15 protein-coding genes are annotated in these 17,775 nt (G+C 42.2%); 13 read left to right on the top strand and 2 right to left on the bottom strand.

The genetic code is table 11. The annotated features are described in order from the left end of the window. The first annotated feature begins 120 nt into the window (after positions 1 to 120). The 10 genes from trxB (at position 121) to FO440_RS24525 (ending at position 11,087) form a co-directional block, all read left to right on the top strand. Positions 121 to 1,077 (top strand): thioredoxin-disulfide reductase, encoded by a 957-nt coding sequence (gene trxB / locus FO440_RS16905; RefSeq protein WP_144249461.1) that lies wholly within the window; start codon positions 121 to 123, stop codon positions 1,075 to 1,077. Positions 1,078 to 1,216: 139 nt separating this feature from the next. After that, positions 1,217 to 3,520, top strand: coding sequence for a family 20 glycosylhydrolase (locus FO440_RS16900; protein WP_144249460.1), 2,304 nt, complete (start codon positions 1,217 to 1,219; stop codon positions 3,518 to 3,520). A 12-nt stretch (positions 3,521 to 3,532) separates the two neighbouring features. Then, positions 3,533 to 4,297 carry a hypothetical protein gene (locus FO440_RS16895; protein ID WP_144249459.1) on the top strand — a complete coding sequence of 255 codons (765 nt, stop codon included), beginning with the start codon at positions 3,533 to 3,535 and terminating at the stop codon, positions 4,295 to 4,297. Positions 4,298 to 4,407: 110 nt separating this feature from the next. Then, positions 4,408 to 6,492 (top strand): BatA domain-containing protein, encoded by a 2,085-nt coding sequence (locus FO440_RS16890; RefSeq protein ID WP_144249458.1) that lies wholly within the window; start codon positions 4,408 to 4,410, stop codon positions 6,490 to 6,492. A 10-nt stretch (positions 6,493 to 6,502) separates the two neighbouring features. Further along, the gene (locus FO440_RS16885; protein WP_144249457.1) at positions 6,503 to 7,762 is read left to right on the top strand and encodes a dihydroorotase; all 1,260 of its coding nucleotides are present in this window, start codon (positions 6,503 to 6,505) and stop codon (positions 7,760 to 7,762) included. Continuing rightward, entirely contained in the window at positions 7,762 to 8,430 is a 669-nt protein-coding gene (locus FO440_RS16880) for a hypothetical protein (protein ID WP_144249456.1), read from the top strand. The genes FO440_RS16885 and FO440_RS16880 overlap by 1 nt, the downstream gene beginning before the upstream one ends. Positions 8,431 to 8,442: 12 nt before the next feature. Further along, positions 8,443 to 9,006, top strand: coding sequence for a DUF4199 domain-containing protein (locus tag FO440_RS16875; protein ID WP_144249455.1), 564 nt, complete (start codon positions 8,443 to 8,445; stop codon positions 9,004 to 9,006). 147 nt (positions 9,007 to 9,153) lie between these two features. After that, the gene (locus FO440_RS16870) at positions 9,154 to 10,275 is read left to right on the top strand and encodes a Gfo/Idh/MocA family protein (RefSeq protein ID WP_144249454.1); all 1,122 of its coding nucleotides are present in this window, start codon (positions 9,154 to 9,156) and stop codon (positions 10,273 to 10,275) included. A gap of 72 nt (positions 10,276 to 10,347) precedes the next feature. After that, positions 10,348 to 10,839: a gamma-glutamylcyclotransferase family protein gene (locus tag FO440_RS16865; protein ID WP_144249453.1), complete on the top strand. Its 492-nt coding sequence runs from the start codon at positions 10,348 to 10,350 to the stop codon at positions 10,837 to 10,839. 95 nt (positions 10,840 to 10,934) lie between these two features. Continuing rightward, on the top strand, positions 10,935 to 11,087 hold the full coding sequence (locus FO440_RS24525) for a hypothetical protein (RefSeq protein ID WP_186292709.1): 153 nt from the start codon (positions 10,935 to 10,937) through the stop codon (positions 11,085 to 11,087). Between the two features lie 55 nt (positions 11,088 to 11,142). Here FO440_RS24525 and mdh read toward each other — a convergent pair whose 3' ends face one another. Beyond that, positions 11,143 to 12,081, bottom strand: coding sequence for a malate dehydrogenase (gene mdh / locus FO440_RS16860; RefSeq protein WP_144249452.1), 939 nt, complete (start codon positions 12,079 to 12,081; stop codon positions 11,143 to 11,145). Between the two features lie 409 nt (positions 12,082 to 12,490). Here mdh and FO440_RS16855 point away from each other — a divergent pair, with 409 nt between their 5' ends. Then, a complete protein-coding gene (locus FO440_RS16855) occupies positions 12,491 to 13,501 on the top strand; it encodes a glutamine synthetase beta-grasp domain-containing protein (RefSeq protein ID WP_144249451.1) in 1,011 nt (336 codons plus the stop codon). A gap of 190 nt (positions 13,502 to 13,691) precedes the next feature. Here the strand turns inward: FO440_RS16855 and FO440_RS16850 are convergent, their stop codons facing one another. Further along, entirely contained in the window at positions 13,692 to 14,096 is a 405-nt protein-coding gene (locus FO440_RS16850) for a gamma-glutamylcyclotransferase family protein (RefSeq protein WP_144249450.1), read from the bottom strand. A 68-nt stretch (positions 14,097 to 14,164) separates the two neighbouring features. Here FO440_RS16850 and FO440_RS16845 point away from each other — a divergent pair, with 68 nt between their 5' ends. Together FO440_RS16845 and FO440_RS16840 are read left to right on the top strand one after the other, a co-directional pair. Further along, positions 14,165 to 15,523 carry a glutamine synthetase family protein gene (locus FO440_RS16845; protein WP_144249449.1) on the top strand — a complete coding sequence of 453 codons (1,359 nt, stop codon included), beginning with the start codon at positions 14,165 to 14,167 and terminating at the stop codon, positions 15,521 to 15,523. A gap of 23 nt (positions 15,524 to 15,546) precedes the next feature. Continuing rightward, positions 15,547 to 17,715: an outer membrane protein assembly factor BamB family protein gene (locus tag FO440_RS16840; protein WP_222104007.1), complete on the top strand. Its 2,169-nt coding sequence runs from the start codon at positions 15,547 to 15,549 to the stop codon at positions 17,713 to 17,715. Positions 17,716 to 17,775: the final 60 nt, after the last annotated feature.

Genomic DNA, 17,775 nt, shown 5'->3' with positions numbered 1-17,775 from the left:
AAATTAAAGAGTGATAAAATAATTAAGTCAGCCATCCTTAAATCTAATGGCAATATAGTGACTAACACCTATTGATGAGCACGGCAAATTGTGCTACTTTTGTGCTTCATTTTTAATTCAATGTCTGAAATTACTGAACATGTTAAATGCCTGATCATCGGGTCGGGTCCCGCAGGATATACTGCAGCCATATATGCGTCGCGTGCTGATCTGAAACCTGTAATGTACACAGGTATGCTTGCAGGCGGCCAGCTTACCCAAACTACCGATGTAGAAAACTTTCCGGGTTATCCGCAAGGTATCATGGGTCCTGAAATGATGGAAGATTTCCGTCAGCAGGCGGAAAGACTGGGTACCGATATCCGTTTTGGCTATGTAAGCTCGGTTGATTTTTCAAGCCTGCCGCACAAAGTGGTGGTTGACGAAACCAAGACCATCCTGGCTGATACGGTTATTATCTCTACCGGGGCATCCGCAAAATGGTTAGGGTTGGAGTCTGAACAAAAATACAGCGGTTTTGGCGTTTCGGCTTGTGCCGTTTGCGACGGTTTCTTCTTTAAAGGACAGGACGTTGCCATAGTAGGTGCCGGCGATACTGCTGCCGAAGAAGCTACTTACCTGGCTAAGTTAGCTCGCAAAGTTTACATGATCGTACGCCGTGATGAGTTCCGTGCATCAAAAGCCATGGTTCATCGTGCGGTGAATACACCAAACATCGAGATACTATACAACACCGAAACCCAGGAGATCTTAGGCGATGGCCAAAGCGTGAATGGCGTTAAAGTGATCAATAATAAAACCAACGAAGAGACAACTTTAGACGTTACTGGCTTTTTTGTGGCTATCGGTCACTCGCCAAATACCCAGATATTTAAAGGCTGGATAGATATGGACGAAACCGGCTATATCATTACCAAACCGGGATCGACCCAAACCAATATTGAAGGCGTATTTTGCTGCGGCGACGCGCAGGATCATATTTACCGCCAGGCTGTTACGGCAGCAGGTACAGGTTGCATGGCCGCTATTGACGCAGAACGTTATCTGGCCGCCAAAGAGCATGTGGTTACCGCGTAAGGTGCAATAAAACTTTAAACATAAAGGTTGTCTATACAGGCAGCCTTTTTTTGTGGCATATTTTTTACAGGATAGAGTGCGATATTTTTTTAAAATCTTTTAACTTCACCATCTTTAAATTATTGACCGATCTATAATTATGTATAAAAAAACACTTTTACTGCTGGTTACCACATTTGTTCTTTCAATAGCAGTCCAGGCACAAGACACGGACCCCAACATGGGGATAATACCTGCACCCGTATCTGTAAAAAAATCGATAGGTACATTTGTACTTAGCCAGGAAACACAGTTGCTGGCCGATACGCTTGACAACAAAGCCGTTGTTTTTTTATCAGATTATTTAAAAAATACAGCTATGCTGCACGTCGCGCTTAAACAAAACAGCGGACAAAGCGTAAGCAATAGCATCACATTAACCAGCGCAGGTACTGATGGCTTACCGGCCGAAGGTTACCGCCTAACCATCACTCCAACCAATGTAACTATTGCCGCAAAAGGTGCAGGATTGTTTTACGGCATCCAAACCCTGATACAACTGATCCCTGCGGACAGGGGCGCTACGGCTAAACTGCCATGTGTACAGATAGAAGATTATCCGCGTTTCGGTTACCGTGGTTTAATGCTTGATGTCTGCCGTCACTTCTTCTCTGTACAGTTTGTTAAAAAGTATATCGACCTGATGGCCGCTTATAAACTAAATACTTTTCACTGGCATTTAACGGACGACCAGGGTTGGCGCATCGAGATCAAGAAATATCCTAAGTTAACAGAGATCGGTTCACGCCGTGCGGAAACGGTTATCGGCAACTATCATGATCGTACACCACAGCAGTATGATAATACTCCGGTTGGTGGGTATTATACACAGGATGAGATTCGGGACGTAATTAAATATGCCGCCGACAGGTACATCACCATAGTGCCTGAAATTGAAATGCCCGGGCACGCTATGGCTGCTTTGGCTTCATATCCTGAATTGGGTTGCGAACCTGAATCGGGTTATAAGGTACAGGGAACCTGGGGCGTGTTTAAAAACATTTATTGCCCTTCTGAACAAACATTTGGCTTTTTAGAAGATGTATTGACCGAGGTGATCGATCTTTTTCCAAGTAAATACATACATATCGGTGGCGACGAAGCACCCAAAAGTGCCTGGAAGGAATCGAAATTTTGCCAGCAACTGATTAAAAAACTTAAGCTGAAAGACGAGGATGGCTTGCAAAGCTATTTCATCCATAGGATAGAAAAATTTGTAAACTCAAAAGGCAGAAGCATTATTGGCTGGGATGAGATATTAGAAGGTGGCTTAGCACCTAATGCAACCGTAATGAGCTGGAGAGGCGAAGAAGGCGGTATCGCGGCAGCTAAACAAAATCATGATGTGATCATGACCCCAAGTAGCGGCGGCCTCTATATTGACCATGCTCAAGGCTTTTTTAGTACCGAGCCGTTAAGCATTGGTGGTAACGAACCAATAACAAAAATATATCGGTATGATCCAACTCCTGAAGTTTTAAGTGACGATCAGAAAAAACATATATTAGGGGTGCAAGCCAATTTGTGGACTGAATATATCCCAACAGAAAATAAGGCCGAATATATGTTGCTGCCGCGTATGTTGGCCTTATCTGAAATTGCCTGGACACCACTGGCTAACAAAAACTTTAAAGACTTTTCTGAAACCCGTTTACCATCTCACTTAGCCTGGTTGGATAAGAACAGCTTCGATTACCGTGTGCCCTCAGCTATTGGTGCGAAGGATACAGCATATTTTGCTGATAAGGTAACTGTTGACTTAAAACCATCGGTAAAAGGGGCAAAGGTTTATTATACCATTGATGGCTACACCCCGCGCGAAACGGACAACGAGTTTAATATCCCTATGACCTACAATGTGCCGATTGATCAATACCGCGAAATTCAAACCATTGTTATTACCCCAACCGGCAAACGCAGTGTGGTAACTAAAACAGTTGTTTATAATAAAGCCCCGCTGGCCCCGGTTAATTACAAAGGAACCAATCAAGGGTTACGTTATGAGTTTTTCCCGGGCGAATTTAACAGTACCAATAATCTTAAACTATCTGCTGATGGTGCAGATTCATTGATTGCTAAGAGCTTTAATATCAACCAATTCAGAAAAGCTACTGGTTTTGGCATAATATACAACGGTTATATCCGTATTGATAGTGATGGTGTTTATGGTTTTTCAACCACTTCTGATGATGGATCAACTATATTGATAGACGACCAACTGGTGGTTGATAATGATGGTAAACACCCGGTAAGTGGTAAAAATGGTGCTGTTGCCTTGCAAAAAGGGTTTCATAAGTTTACTTTGAAATACTTTAACATAGGTACTACCGGCAGCCTTAAAGTATTTATTACTATACCGGGCAAACCAACCGGCGAATTAGGGTCTGATTTGCTGTTTAATTAATACGGGAGAGATATGAACATAAGATCTTGTTTTTATATATTGATTTGCAGTTTGGTTGTAGCGGGCTGTTCGCAAGACGAGAAAAAACCGGTTGCTGTTAGCAATGTCCCCAAGGCCCCGGTTTTAACAGACCCGTTCAGGTTTCATAAATTGATAGAGGTATCGCCCGGCCAATATTATGATATTTTTAGCTGGGGTAGGGGTTCTGCAGATACCGGTGCATTCATGATCCTGCATTCTGATTCGGCAGGCAGAAAATATACTACCACAACAGGCGACCTGAACGGCAAAATAGTAGATGTTTATAATGCCGATATGGATATTGACGGGCACCCGGAGATACTGATCCAGGCTAAACGTAATGATACTACCAATTACACCGGTATTTACGCATTTGAGTTTTACGAAAGCAGGGTCGAGAAACTTGATTTCCCCAAATTAACCAGTTCGCAAAGAAAAGGATATCGTGGTAACGATAATTTCTACATATCAGAAGGTAAGTTTATCAGGGAGTTTCCTATTTATGAGGGAAGCGGACCATCTGCCAAACCAAGCGGAGCAAAGCGCAAGCTGGAATACACCTTATACAATAATAGCTTTAATGTTAAACAGCTAAGTAAAGATTCAACCGCGGTAAAGGATAAAAGCGTAACAAGCCAGCCACAGAAAAAGCAAAGCGAGGAAAAGCATACCTCCACAAAAAAATCAGAAAGCAAACACCATAAAACAGAGTCGCATAAAAAGAAACACAAAAGAAGGCACCATAATTCTGATTAAGAATTTTCGTTAATTCTTTTCACGTACACGCTGCGCCATTTTGTTTTAATCGTATCAATTGTTGCGGTTAAAATTGCACATTTGTATATCTACCATTTGCACATCAAAAAATGCACTTTTTATACCCGGCTTTTTTATTTGCATTCATATCCCTGGCTATTCCTGTACTGGTTCATTTATTTAATTTCAGGCGTTACCAAAAGGTATATTTCAGCAATGTGCAGTTCCTTAAAGAGATTCAGGAGCAGCAATCATCCCGCAGAAATTTAAAAGAACGTTTGATATTGGCAGCCCGTCTACTGGCGCTTACATTTTTGGTACTGGCTTTTGCAAGGCCCTATATTTCTAAAAACAACAATGCCAACGCGGGCGCACAGCGTATTGTTAGTGTTTTTTTAGATAATTCATACTCTATGCAAACGCTTAATCGTGAAGGGTCTTTGCTGGATGAAGCCAAACGCCGCGCCAAAGAAATTGCATCGGCCTATTCAATGAACGATAAATTCCAACTGCTTACTCAGGATTTTGAAGGTAAACACCAGCGATTGCTAAGCCGCGATGAATTTAACGATGCCGTAGACGAAGTAAAGATTAGCCCGCGCAGCCGTAGTTTACAACAGGTAATTGACAGGCAGCAAAGTTTATTAAATATGCAGCCCGGCGCAAGCCGGTCGATAGATATTATATCTGATTTTCAGAAAAACATTACCAATGGCAGGCTTTTAAAAATTGACACCGGCATACATGCCAGCCTTATCCAACTCAATGCAAGTACGCAGGCTAATGTAGCGGTTGATTCGGTATGGCTGTTGAGCGCCATCCATCGCCCCGGCGAAACTGAAAAACTGGTGGTAAAGCTACATAACTATGCCGGCGAAAACTCGATAAAGATCCCGTTAAAATTAACTATTAACGGCGAGCAAAAGGCATTAGGCGGTTACACTATCAGTGCACACGCCATCCAAAATGATACAGTGACATTTTCGGGCCTGAAAGCAGGCTGGCAGCGTGCCGAGATCTCATTGCAGGATAATCCGGTGACTTTTGATAATCAGTTTTACTTTAGCTTTAATGTAAAACAACAAATGCAGGTGCTGTTAATTGATGATGGTACTGCTAATCCCTATTTAAAAGCGGTTTTTGCAACTGATCAGTTCTTTAACGTTAACCGTGTCCCGGCAGGCAATGTCAATTATACGGGGCTTGGTGCACATCCCTTAATTGTTGTGAGCGATGTTAAATCAGTGTCGGCAGGCTTGGCGCAACAGTTAAAAACTTATGTAAGCAAAGGTGGTACGCTGGTAGTTTTCCCCGCGACAGATGCCGACTTGCCAAGCCACCGGTCATTCTTGCAACCATTAGGGGCTTCATATCCGGAAAAGTTGTTGACTGAAAACATTAAAGTATCGGCACTAAATCTGCAAAACCCTGTGTTTAAAAACATATTTGAAGATTTCCCAAAAAATCCTGATCTGCCTGTTGTGAAAAAATATTACCAGCTTGGTGCAGCGTCGGGCGGTAATGAAAATTTAATGCAGTTGCCGGGCGGACAATCCTTTTGGGCGGGATATAATAATGGCAAAGGTAAAGTGTACGTAGCTGCTGTACCTTTAAATGAAGATTTTAGTAACCTGCCGCGCCATGCGCTGTTTGTGCCCATCATGTTTAGGATAGCTTTGCTGAGCGGGCGTGATCAGCCTTTGTTTTATACCTTGGGCCGTGACGAAACGCTTCAGACAGCACCCATACAAACATCAGAAAAACAATTGCTAAAGTTGGTTAAAGGCAAGCAAAGTATCATCCCCGATGTGAAACAACAGGAGGGGAGCACACTATTATATGTGTCAGACCAATTGCAGGAAACCGGTATATATGAACTTAAAAAGCAGGACAGCATAGTGTCTGTAATGGCTTTTAATGATAACAGGATCGAATCAGACCTGAGCTATTACACACCTGCCGAACTCGATAAAATATTACCCGCCAGGGATAACGTGATCAATGTTAATAAAGGCTCTGTAAAAGATATTGTAAGCCGGGCAGATTTTGGTGTACAATTATGGAAACTTTGTATAATTTTGGCATTGATTTTTCTGGCTGCCGAAATATTGCTTACCATGTACGTCCCCGTAACAGCCGGGGCCGATAAACAGGCGTTTTCGCAAAAAGAAGAATCAACCTCAATCCATACATAAAGCAGCGCTAATGAATTTGCTTATCAAATCCGCTACAATAACTGACCCTAACTCACCATTTGATCAACAGGTTGTTGATATTTTAATAAAAAACGGAACTATTACAGAGATCGGCACGGACATTAAAACTGACGTTACCGTTTATGATGCAACCGGCAAACAACTGTCCCCCGGTTTTTTTGATCTTAACTGCAACATTGGCGAGTTAGGGCTTGAAACTAAAGAGGACCTGCAAACCGGAACAGCCGCAGCTGCTGCCGGTGGTTTTACCGGGATAGCTTTGATGCCAAACACACAGCCGCCGGTGCACTCAAAAGCCGAAGTTGAATACTTGCTTAACCGCGCCAAAGGTAACCTGGTAGATGTTTATCCTTTAGGAACTTTATCGCATAAGCGCGAAGGAAAAGACCTTGCCGAAATGTACGATATGTACCTGAGCGGCGCTAAAGCTTTTACAGATGGCGACCACCCGGTGCAGGATGCCGGCCTGATGGAACGTGCTTTATTGTACACCAAAGGTTTTGAAGCTACTGTTTTTTCTTATCCTGAAGATACCGCTATAGCCGGAAAAGCTAAAGTGAACGAAGGCGAAATGAGCACCCTGCTGGGCATGAAAGGCATCCCATCTTTAGCTGAAGAACTAATGATAGCCCGCGATCTTTACCTTGCTGAATATACCGATTCAAAAATTCACTTTAGCACCATATCAACCACGCGGTCTGTAGAACTGATCAGGGAAGCAAAGAAAAAAGGGTTAAAAGTAAGTTGCGACGTTGCTGCACATCATCTTATACTTACTGACGATGCTTTAGCTGGTTTTGACAGCCTTTATAAAGTTAAGCCACCCTTGCGTACTCATGCTGATGTTAACGCGCTTATAGCCGGTTTAAAAGATGGTACTATTGATGCCATTGTATCGCAACATACGCCTCATGAAATTGAGTTTAAGGATGTTGAATTTGAGGTTGCCGAGTACGGTATAATCGGTTTTCAAACCGCGTTTGCATTGGCTTTAAAAGCAGGCTTATCTATTGACCTGATCGTACAAAAACTGGCCATTAACCCGCGTGTGATACTGGATATAGAAGTTCCGGTTATTGCAGCCGGGCAAAAAGCTAACCTGGTGGTATTTGATAAAGATGCCGAATGGGAGTATAATAAAGAAAACAATCTATCTAAATCATACAACTCGCCTTACCTGGGGCAGAACTTAACAGGACAAGTGTTGTTAACCTGTAACAATAATCACTTATATAAATCAAACAAATAATGATCGACCCAAAAATAGAGATAGCAATTGGCGCTGCGCTGCAGGCATTTTCAAAATATAACGGATTTGAAGTTAGTGCTATACACGCCGATTTTCAGTCGGTATTTGAATTGGAAGAAGACTTTTTAACCAAGGTTGATGCTTTGGACGAAGTGTTTGACAATTATCCACAGCTGGAAGTTTTACGTGAAGTGTTTTTTGATCTGCTGATGATCAATTTTTTCAGCTCTGACGTAAAACGCCTGGAAGAAGATTACCTGGATACACCTGAATGGGAAGATATCGAGGAGCAAACATTAGACAGGGGTACGGAGTTATTAAACCTTCTGCTTTACCTGAATGAATGCGAGGACGAAGATATTGAACCCGAACTGGAAGATTACCTGAAGGAGTTTTTGTTGGTTGATGAAGACGAGTTCCAGGACGAATACCGTATTTATGAACCGGTAATAGCTAACCAGATCTTGATGGAAAGCCCTGCCGCTGAAATAGCTAAAGTTGCCAATAAACTGCCGGAAGATTCAGAATTAAAAGAGTTGTTTTATCCGATGATGTGCTTTTTTCAAAATACAGGCCCAACCGCCGATGAGAAAAATGTCATTGCTGACAATGCCGTCGACCAGGAATTTGACATGCCGGTGCTGGCTATTTTAGAGTCATTTATTTAAATTATAACCATCATGGAAGAAGTAGTAATACCGGTTGCGAAAAACAATCCCACAAAAATGGCAACTAAATGGGCATTGATAAATGCTTTGGTAGCTATTGTAATTACTTATGTATTTGAGCTTTTTAATGTCGACCCCAACTCTTCATTAAAATACCTAACCTATATTCCTTTTATTCTGTTTTTATTTTTATCACAAAAAGAATTTAGGGATCAGATTGGCGGTTTCATGACTTTTGGAGAAGGATTTTCAGTAGCTTTCAGATATGCATTATTCACAGGGTTAGTTATGGCAGTATTTATTTATTTGTACTGCACTGTTTTAAGCCCATCTTTTTTTGATAAAGCAATGGAACTTTCCCGCACAAAAATGGAAGAGCAGGGAAAAATGTCATCTGAGCAAATTGATAAAGCAATGGAAATATCTAAAAAATGGGGGCCATTGTTTGCCGCTTTCGGTACCGCCGTTGTATATCCGATCTTCGGAGCTATAATTGGCCTGATAGGAGCAACGATTTTTAAAAAAGAACGTACTGACAGGGATATAGTTGAAAATGCGACGGATCCCACTGTATAACTTATTCTAAAATAGATAAAAGAGGGTGCATCATTGATAAATGATGCACCCTCTTTGTTTTAATGGTAATTTATAAAACCAGGCGATATTGAAAATGTTAATTATTTAAAAATGACTACATTTAATTGATTATAAGCATTGTCAATTATGAATTCACGTCGCGATTTTCTGCAGAAATTAGGGGTATCTGCGGTGGCCCTGCAATTGGGTACTGTTCATGTCTGGGCCAATGATAAAAATGCATCGCATCAGCCATATGACGGCAAGGTGCTGCGTGTAGCCATTATGGGTTTGGGTGGCTATGGTACCCGCGTTGCAGGTGCTATGCAATACTGTACCAAAGCTAAACTGGTGGGTGCCATAAGTGGTACGCCTAAAAAACTAACGGATTGGCAGGACAGTTTTAATATCCCCGCTAAAAATTGCTATAACTATCAAACCTATCATGAGATAAAGAACAACCCCGATATTGACGCGGTATATATAACAACGCCCAATGGTTTGCACCATGATATGGCCCTGGCGGTAGCAAAAGCAGGCAAACATGTTATCTGTGAAAAACCAATGGCACTTAATGCTAAACAGGGGCAGGCCATGGTGGATGCCTGTAATGCGGCAGGGGTGAAGTTGCTGGTAGGTTATCGCATGCATTTTGAACCGCATACATTAGAGATTATCCGGATGCGTAAGGCGGGGGAATTTGGAAAGATCTTATTTTTTCAAGGTCTGTGCGGTTTTGAAATAGGCGACCCTACACAGTGGCGTCTAAATAAAGAACTGGCAGGTGGCGGCTCTTTAATGGACATCGGGATCTATGCCATTAACGGCTCTCGCTACATGACCGGCGAGGAACCTATTTGGGTAACCGCGCAAGAAACCAAAACCGACCCCGTAAAGTTTAAAGAAGGAGTGGACGAAACCATACAGTTCCAGTTCGGTTTCCCGAGCGGGGCGACGGCCTCGTGCTTATCAACCTATAGTCAGAACAACTTAGATAAATTTTATCTGAACGGCCAAAAGGGTTGGGCCGAAATGCAGCCATCTACAGGCTACGGGCCAATAAAAGGACGCACTTTTAAAGGCGAACTTGATCAGCCGGTTACTACTCATCAAACCGTACAAATGGATGCCTTTGCCGATATTTTATTTAACGGTGCACAACCGCCGGTGCCTGTTGATGGTAATGAAGCGGTAAAAGACCTGAAGATCATCGATGCGATATATCTTGCAGTTAAGACAGGAAAGAAGGTGGACTTGAATTTATCTTAACCGGATTAAATGCTTTTTTTCATAACAATACCTATCCCCGTGCGTTAATTTATAAGCCAATACTTATAAATTATGATACTATTTGCTTATGCCGGCAACATGAATGTGGAGAAGTTTAAAAAGACCGTTCCATCTGCCCACAATATAGGTGTTGCCAAATTACCGGGATATAGTTTTGTTTTTAACAGTGCCGGCGAGGATGAGTCGGCAAAAGCTAATGTGGTAAAGTCATTTGAGCAGGATGCAGTAGTTTGGGGGCTTTTAATTGAACTGGACGACGAAGAACGCTCTGATTTTTATGACCCGATGTGGAGTTCGGTTTTAAAACTCGAGCCTGCTTTATGCTTCGACCTGAATGATAATATATACCATGCCGAAGTTTTTGTGACACAACCGCATGCCATTATCACGCATTTATTGCCTTATGACTGGTATCACGCCAAAATATTAAAGCTGGCAAAGGATGCCAACTTGCCTGCTACCTATATAACTCAAATAGCGCTTATGCCCTACAAGGTAGACCCTGACGAGATACGCCGGCAACGCCGGTTGAAAAATTTATAAGCAAAGCCGCATCCTATCCGTTTTATCACTTAAAATTAAACCAACGATAATTTGCGGAGTCAGAAATGATAGAAAAACTTAAAATATCTATCATTATGAAATCATTAAAAAGTTTGGCTTTACTCTTGCTCATGGCAGCAAGCTTTAGCTCATGTGTGGTAAGAACGCATCGCGCGGGCTGGGTACCCGGACATTATGATGTTGGCCCTTATGGCGGCCGTCATTGGGTTCGCGGCCATTATAACTAACAAAAAAGGGCTTCGGTTTTTCTCCGAAGCCCTTTTTTGTTTCCTGACAGGTTTATTAGATCAGGTTGCTGTCTGCTAAAACCTGGTTCATAGCACGAACGGCATCAGCGCTCTTGTTAAAGCTGGCCTGCTCATCGCCTGATAATTTAAAGTCTACGATTTTCTCCCAACCGTTTTTGCCCAGGATAACCGGCACTACCAGCGAAATGTCTTTCTGGCCGTACTCGCCGTCTAAAGCCACCCCGCATGAGATCAGTTTTTTCTGATCGCGTACTATAGCCTCAACCATAAACGCAGTGCCTGCGCCCGGTGCGTACCATGCTGATGTACCGATCAAGCCGGTCAAAGTAGCACCGCCAACCATAGTAGCTTTAACTATTTTGTCTTGCTGCTCTGGGCTTAAAAACTGGGTAACAGGTATGCTGTTCCAGGTAGCGTGCTGAATTAATGGGATCATAGTAGTATCACCGTGTCCGCCAATAACAACGGCGTTCAGATCAGCAGGCGAACAGCCAAGTTCCTGGCTCAGGTAATATTTAAACCTTGCAGAGTCCAAAGCGCCACCCATACCAATAATACGGTTTTTAGGCAGGCCTGAAGTTTTCAGTGTAAGGTAGTTCATGGTATCCATCGGGTTTGAAACCACGATGATGATGGTATTTGGCGAATGTTTTAAAATATTTTCGGTAACGCTTTTTACAATACCTGCGTTTACACCAATCAGTTCCTCGCGGGTCATGCCCGGTTTACGTGGCAGGCCTGAGGTGATGATCACCACTTCAGAATCAGCAGTGGCAGCATAATCATTGGTAACGCCTTTTATTTTGGTATCAAACTCTAACAGGGCAGAGGTTTGCATCATGTCAATAGCCTTACCTTCGGCAAAGCCTTCACGAATGTCTAATAAAATAAGTTCTTCGGCTAATTCTTTTCTGGCGATGTTATCCGCACAAGTAGCGCCAACAGCTCCGGCACCAACAACTGTTATTTTCATATAGTATTATTTTGATTTGATGAGAGGATATAAATTGCGTGCAATTTTAATAAAAAATTATAAAATAGTGTCGGTGCATTGTTAAAATAGCATTAAGTATCAGTAAAATGCTTTACCGTAGGATAATAATTTTAAGTTATGATATACCGGGCTCTAATTATATAAATGATTGTTTAAGAAATAAAATTTTGAAGAAATTGGTAAAATGGCAATAATTATATTTTTTATTGCAATATTTTGCCTTTTTTAACAATGATGAATAGTTTTTTAACGACAATTTTCATTTTTTTTATCTTTTTTTGGTAAAAATTGCAAAAAATAGAATTATTAATATAAATTTGCTTGCATAAACTTAATCGTTGCGATTAATTACAAATCTGGAATCAACTTTTATAAATAATTAAACAACATGGCAACAAAACTCGAGTACATCTGGCTTGATGGATACAAACCAACTCAAAGCCTTCGAAGCAAAACAAAAATCGTTAAAGAATTTAGCGGAAAAGTAGAAGATTTAGACAATTGGAGCTTTGACGGCTCGTCAACCGAGCAGGCACCAGGTGGTTCTTCAGATTGTATTTTAAAACCGGTATTTGTGGTTCCAGATCCGCAAAGAAAAAGCGCTTACCTGGTAATGTGCGAAGTACTGGATTCAAAAGGACAACCACACGAGTCAAACGGCCGTGCACTAATCCAGGATGATGACAATGATTTTTGGTTTGGTTTTGAGCAGGAATACTTCCTTTGGGATCCAAAAACCGATAAACCTCTTGGTTTCCCGGCAGGTGGTTACCCAGGTCCGCAAGGCCCTTACTACTGCTCTGTAGGTGCTAACAATGCTTTCGGTCGTGAAATTGTTGAAGAACACTTGGACGTTTGTTTAGAAGCGGGCTTAAACGTTGAAGGTATTAACGCAGAAGTTGCTGCCGGACAATGGGAATTCCAGATCTTTGCTAAAGGCGCTAAAGAAGCTGGTGACCAGATCTGGGTTGCACGTTATTTGTTAGAAAGAATAGGCGAAAGCTATGGCGTTGCTGTTAACTGGCATTGCAAACCATTGGGTCAATTAGACTGGAATGGTTCAGGTATGCACGCTAACTTCTCAAATACATTATTACGTACTGCTAACAGCGAAGCTAAATTTAAAGCAGTTTGCGAGGCTTTCCGTCCTGCAGTTGCTGAGTGTATCGCTGTTTATGGTGCTGATAACGATCAACGCTTAACCGGTAAACACGAAACAGCTTCAATCCACGACTTTAGCTATGGCGTATCTGACCGTGGCGCTTCTATCCGCATCCCTCTTTACGCAGTTGACCACAACTGGAGCGGTTACTTAGAAGATCGTCGTCCTAACTCTGCTGCCGATCCATACAAAGTAGCTGCAGTTATCATCAAAACTGTAAAAACAGCTAAAGTTTAATTTTAGCTAATAGATATTAATCAAAAAGCGATGGGTTTTAAACCCATCGCTTTTTTTGTATATATATAAGTTATCATTGCGAGCGATAGCGTGGCAATCTCTGCCCGATAGTTATCCGCTTGACATATAGAGATTGCCACACTCGTTCCCTGCCCACCTGCAGGTGGGCTCGTTCGCAATGACATTATGTTTAATGCGATTTCAAATAATTTATATAATTTCCTGATTTGATCTCCATAAGTCCGTTAACCGAAAGATTATATAAATAGACCCAGCAATTAACAGGCTCATCCGATGTTATAACCGGTAACAAATCTCTTATAAATAAATTTGGCTGTTCCTGGTCCTCTCCAAATCCTTCATAATCGTCCAATACCTTTAGTACTTGTTCAAGATTCTTTAACCTTACGATAGATCCTGAAATGTCGTAAGCTTGATCATTACTTAATACAGCCCCGGGATATTTGCCCATATCGTATAATCTACCTTTAAACTTGCCGTCACCATAAAAAGTGGCATTCTGGCTTAGATAGTTTGCAAATTCATTATCAGCGCTTAACAGTGAACCATACACAAATAACAAATCATTTATCATTTTTAAATATAAATTTTAGGTTAGGTTAGCTATCTTGCTTAATATTGGGATGATAATTTACCTATACCATGAACGAGCATCAAATTACAGCATATATACAAGAAAATAACATACAAAAGATAAAATTTGCCTTTGCAGACATTGATGGCGTATTACGTGGAAAGGTTATTCATTCAAAAAAGTTTCTTGATGGCTTGCAAAGTGGTTATGGATTTTGCGATGTGGTTTTTGGCTGGGATAGCAGTGATGTTTGTTATGATAGTGTACAATTAACAGGCTGGCATACCGGTTACCCGGATAAACCCTGTCATATTGATCTGTCTACATTCCGCACCGTGCCATGGCAGGATAATTTACCTTTCTTTTTAGGCGATTTTAGCGATGTTGATGGTAATGGTTTGGAAGCCTGTCCGCGCAGTTTGTTAAAGCGCGTTACCAAACAATGCGAGGCAATGGGTTATCATCCCGAATTTGCGCAGGAATTTGAATGGTTCAATTTTAAAGAGACACCCCAAACGTTGCAAGCCAAAAGCTTTACCAATTTAGAGCCGCTTACCCCTGGGATGTTTGGTTATTCGATATTACGCACTTCAGAGAATAGTGATTTTTGCAGGGATATAGTTGATCTGTTAACACAATTTAATATCCCGTTGGAAGGTTTTCATACGGAAACAGGCCCAGGTGTTTATGAAGCTGCTATACTGCACTCGCACGTAATTGAAGCGGCGGATAGGGCAGTACTATTGAAAACAGCTATTAAAGAAATTGCTTATAAACACGGCATAACAGCCACATTTATGGCCAAATGGAACGAGAGCTTGCCGGGATGCGGTGGCCATATCCATCAAAGCTTATGGGATAAAGAGCATGTTAACAACTTGTTTTATGATGGCACTGACGCCAATAAAATGAGCGAACTGCATAAACAATACCTGGCCGGGCAATTATACTGCCTGCCGCATATATTGCCTATGTACGCGCCGACCATAAACAGCTACAAACGGTTGATAGAAGGTGCATGGGCACCAACAACCATTACCTGGGCTGTAGAGAACAGGACGGTAGCTTTCAGGGTAATAAACTCGGCAAAAGGATATACCCGTTTAGAAACCCGTATACCGGGCGCGGATACCAATCCGTATCTTGCAATGGCTGCGGCGCTGGCTTCGGGATTGTACGGGATAAAAAATAAATTGAGTTTGGATATCCCGCAAACTATTGGTAACGGTTATCAAAATTCGGCAAACGGAAAAATACAGCCTAACTTGTACGAGGCTACGGTAGATATGCAGCAGTCGGCCATTGCCAAAGAAATATTAGGTGCAGATTTTGTTGACCATTTTACAAAAACCCGTTTATGGGAGTGTAAGCAATACGCCAAAAGTGTAACAGACTGGGAGCTGAAAAGGTATTTTGAAATAATATAAACCAAAATATAACCCGTACTTAAATGCATTTTATTCAAAAGGCTGCTGCCTGTTTGTTAGTTATTGCTATGCTTTTTATTTCGGGTGAAATAAAGGCGCAAACCGATCAAAATACAGGCTGGCCGGTATATGGCGGGTCAAAAAAATCCATCCGTTACTCTTCGTTAAAGCAGGTAAACACAAGCAATGTTAGCCAATTACAGGTGGCGTGGATTCACCACACAGAAGATGCTGATGTTAAAGGTTCGTCTCAAATTCAATGTAATCCAGTAATTGTTGATGGAATACTATATGGAGTTACGCCACGATTACGGTTGATAGCGCTGGATGCGGAAACTGGTAAACAAAAGTGGTTATTTAACCCTGAAAATTATTTGCCCCCTAATACCAACCTGGGTGTTAACAACAGCCGCGGTGTTACTTATTGGCAAAGCGGGAATGATAAAAGAATATTATACGGCGCCGGTTCGAACATTTATGAGGTTAATGCAGAAACCGGCGAACTGGAAAAAGACTTTGGTAAAGGAGGCTGGATAGACCTGCATGATGACCTGGAATTGAGTAACAAGACATGGTACATTGCCGGTACATCACCGGGAATAATTTACAAGGATCTTTATATTGTTGGTGGCCGTGTTAACGAAAGCGCCAACGCTGCCCCCGGTAGTATTAGGGCTTTTGATGTGCGCACAGGTAAACGACGCTGGATCTTCCACACCGTGCCTCATCCCGGAGAGTATGGCTACGATACCTGGGAAGATAAAGACGCGTGGAAACATATCGGCGGTGCTAATTGCTGGACAGGTTTTAGTATGGACGAGAAGCGCGGGATACTGTATGCGCCCACCGGCTCGGCGTCTTTTGATTTTTACGGTGGTAAACGGTTAGGTTCAGGCCTTTTTGCAAATACTCTGCTGGCTTTAGATGCTGCTACAGGTAAATTAAAATGGCATTACCAGGTGATCCATCATGATATGTGGGACAAGGACCTGCCTGCCGCGCCGGCATTGGTCACCATAAAAAGAAAGGGTAAGGCTATTGATGCTGTGGCCCAGCCAACTAAACATGGATTTTTATTTATTCTGGATAGGGTGACAGGTATACCGTTGTACCCTGTTCATGAAAAGCCGGTACCGACAGTCAGCGAACTGGATGGCGAAAAACCATGGCCAACGCAGCCCATCCCGACATTGCCACAGCCTTATGTAAGGCAAAGTTTTACGGATAATGATATCAACCCTTATATATCCGAGCAATCAAAAGCCGAAGTATTGAGCCGGTTAAAAGGTTATCGCAACGGTAGCATGTTTTTGCCGCCGGGAAAGATTCCGTCGGTGATATTTCCGGGTTTTGACGGTGGCGCGGAGTGGGGCGGCCCTGCATATGATCCGCAAACGGGTTTAATTTATATCAATGCTAATGAAATGCCTTGGATACTCACCATGGTTGATGCTGTTAAACCACCGGATAAAATAGAAACTTTTGCCGCTGCCGGCGAACGCTTGTTTGCCAAAAATTGTATGGCTTGCCATGGGCAAGACAGGAAAGGATCAGGTAATTATCCGTCATTAATAAACATCGAAAAAAAATACAACAAAGATCAGATATTAACACTACTGGAAACAGGCCGCAGAATGATGCCGTCGTTTAAGGATGTTTCATTGCAGGAGCGTGAAGCCATTGTAGCTTTTATTACCGGCGACGAAAAAGAAGGGCAGCGCAAATTAACCAGCCCGGCACCGCTTGATCCCTACCTTGATCTGCCTTATGAAATGACAGGGTATAACAAATTCTTAACTTCCGAAGGCTTGCCTGCCATATCACCGCCCTGGGGTACTTTAAATGCTATTAATCTAAACACAGGCAAAATAGCCTGGAAAATCCCGTTAGGCGAAGAAGAACGTTTAAAAGATAAGAACGTGCCTATAACAGGTACAGAAAACTATGGCGGCCCGGTGGTTACAGCAGGCGGGCTTGTGTTTATCGCGGCTACAAAAGATGCAAAGATCCGCGCATTTGATAAATGGAATGGCAAGCAATTATGGGAAGCCAAACTGCCGGCGGCGGGTTTCGCTACACCAAGTGTATATCTGCTAAACGGCAAACAATACCTGGTAATAGCGTGTGGCGGCGGCAAACTGGGCGTGCCGTCGGGCGATGCTTACGTGGCTTTTGCACTTCCTGTTAAATAGTATAAATTAAAAAATCAGCCTTATTAAATCATTTGTGTTATATCTTTGCGGTCCTTTGAA

Origin of the sequence: Mucilaginibacter corticis, assembly GCF_007558865.1 — a bacterium.
GTDB classification, from domain to species: Bacteria; Bacteroidota; Bacteroidia; order Sphingobacteriales; family Sphingobacteriaceae; genus Mucilaginibacter; species Mucilaginibacter corticis.
Note: the sequence above shows the minus strand (reverse complement) of the source record. Positions and strands in the feature narration are given on the sequence as shown.

Bases quoted from the DNA above. Each gene is read 5' to 3' on its own strand.
- FO440_RS16885 (WP_144249457.1), top strand. From the start codon at position 6,503: ATGAATTTGCTTATCAAATCCGCTACAATAACTGACCCTAACTCACCA.
- FO440_RS16850 (WP_144249450.1), bottom strand. From the start codon at position 14,096: ATGATAAATGATTTGTTATTTGTGTATGGTTCACTGTTAAGCGCTGAT.
- FO440_RS24525 (WP_186292709.1), top strand. From the start codon at position 10,935: ATGAAATCATTAAAAAGTTTGGCTTTACTCTTGCTCATGGCAGCAAGC.
- FO440_RS16900 (WP_144249460.1), top strand. From the start codon at position 1,217: ATGTATAAAAAAACACTTTTACTGCTGGTTACCACATTTGTTCTTTCA.
- FO440_RS16880 (WP_144249456.1), top strand. From the start codon at position 7,762: ATGATCGACCCAAAAATAGAGATAGCAATTGGCGCTGCGCTGCAGGCA.
- trxB (WP_144249461.1), top strand. From the start codon at position 121: ATGTCTGAAATTACTGAACATGTTAAATGCCTGATCATCGGGTCGGGT.
- FO440_RS16895 (WP_144249459.1), top strand. From the start codon at position 3,533: ATGAACATAAGATCTTGTTTTTATATATTGATTTGCAGTTTGGTTGTA.
- FO440_RS16875 (WP_144249455.1), top strand. From the start codon at position 8,443: ATGGAAGAAGTAGTAATACCGGTTGCGAAAAACAATCCCACAAAAATG.
- FO440_RS16855 (WP_144249451.1), top strand. From the start codon at position 12,491: ATGGCAACAAAACTCGAGTACATCTGGCTTGATGGATACAAACCAACT.
- mdh (WP_144249452.1), bottom strand. From the start codon at position 12,081: ATGAAAATAACAGTTGTTGGTGCCGGAGCTGTTGGCGCTACTTGTGCG.
- FO440_RS16870 (WP_144249454.1), top strand. From the start codon at position 9,154: ATGAATTCACGTCGCGATTTTCTGCAGAAATTAGGGGTATCTGCGGTG.
- FO440_RS16840 (WP_222104007.1), top strand. From the start codon at position 15,547: ATGCATTTTATTCAAAAGGCTGCTGCCTGTTTGTTAGTTATTGCTATG.
- FO440_RS16865 (WP_144249453.1), top strand. From the start codon at position 10,348: ATGATACTATTTGCTTATGCCGGCAACATGAATGTGGAGAAGTTTAAA.
- FO440_RS16890 (WP_144249458.1), top strand. From the start codon at position 4,408: ATGCACTTTTTATACCCGGCTTTTTTATTTGCATTCATATCCCTGGCT.
- FO440_RS16845 (WP_144249449.1), top strand. From the start codon at position 14,165: ATGAACGAGCATCAAATTACAGCATATATACAAGAAAATAACATACAA.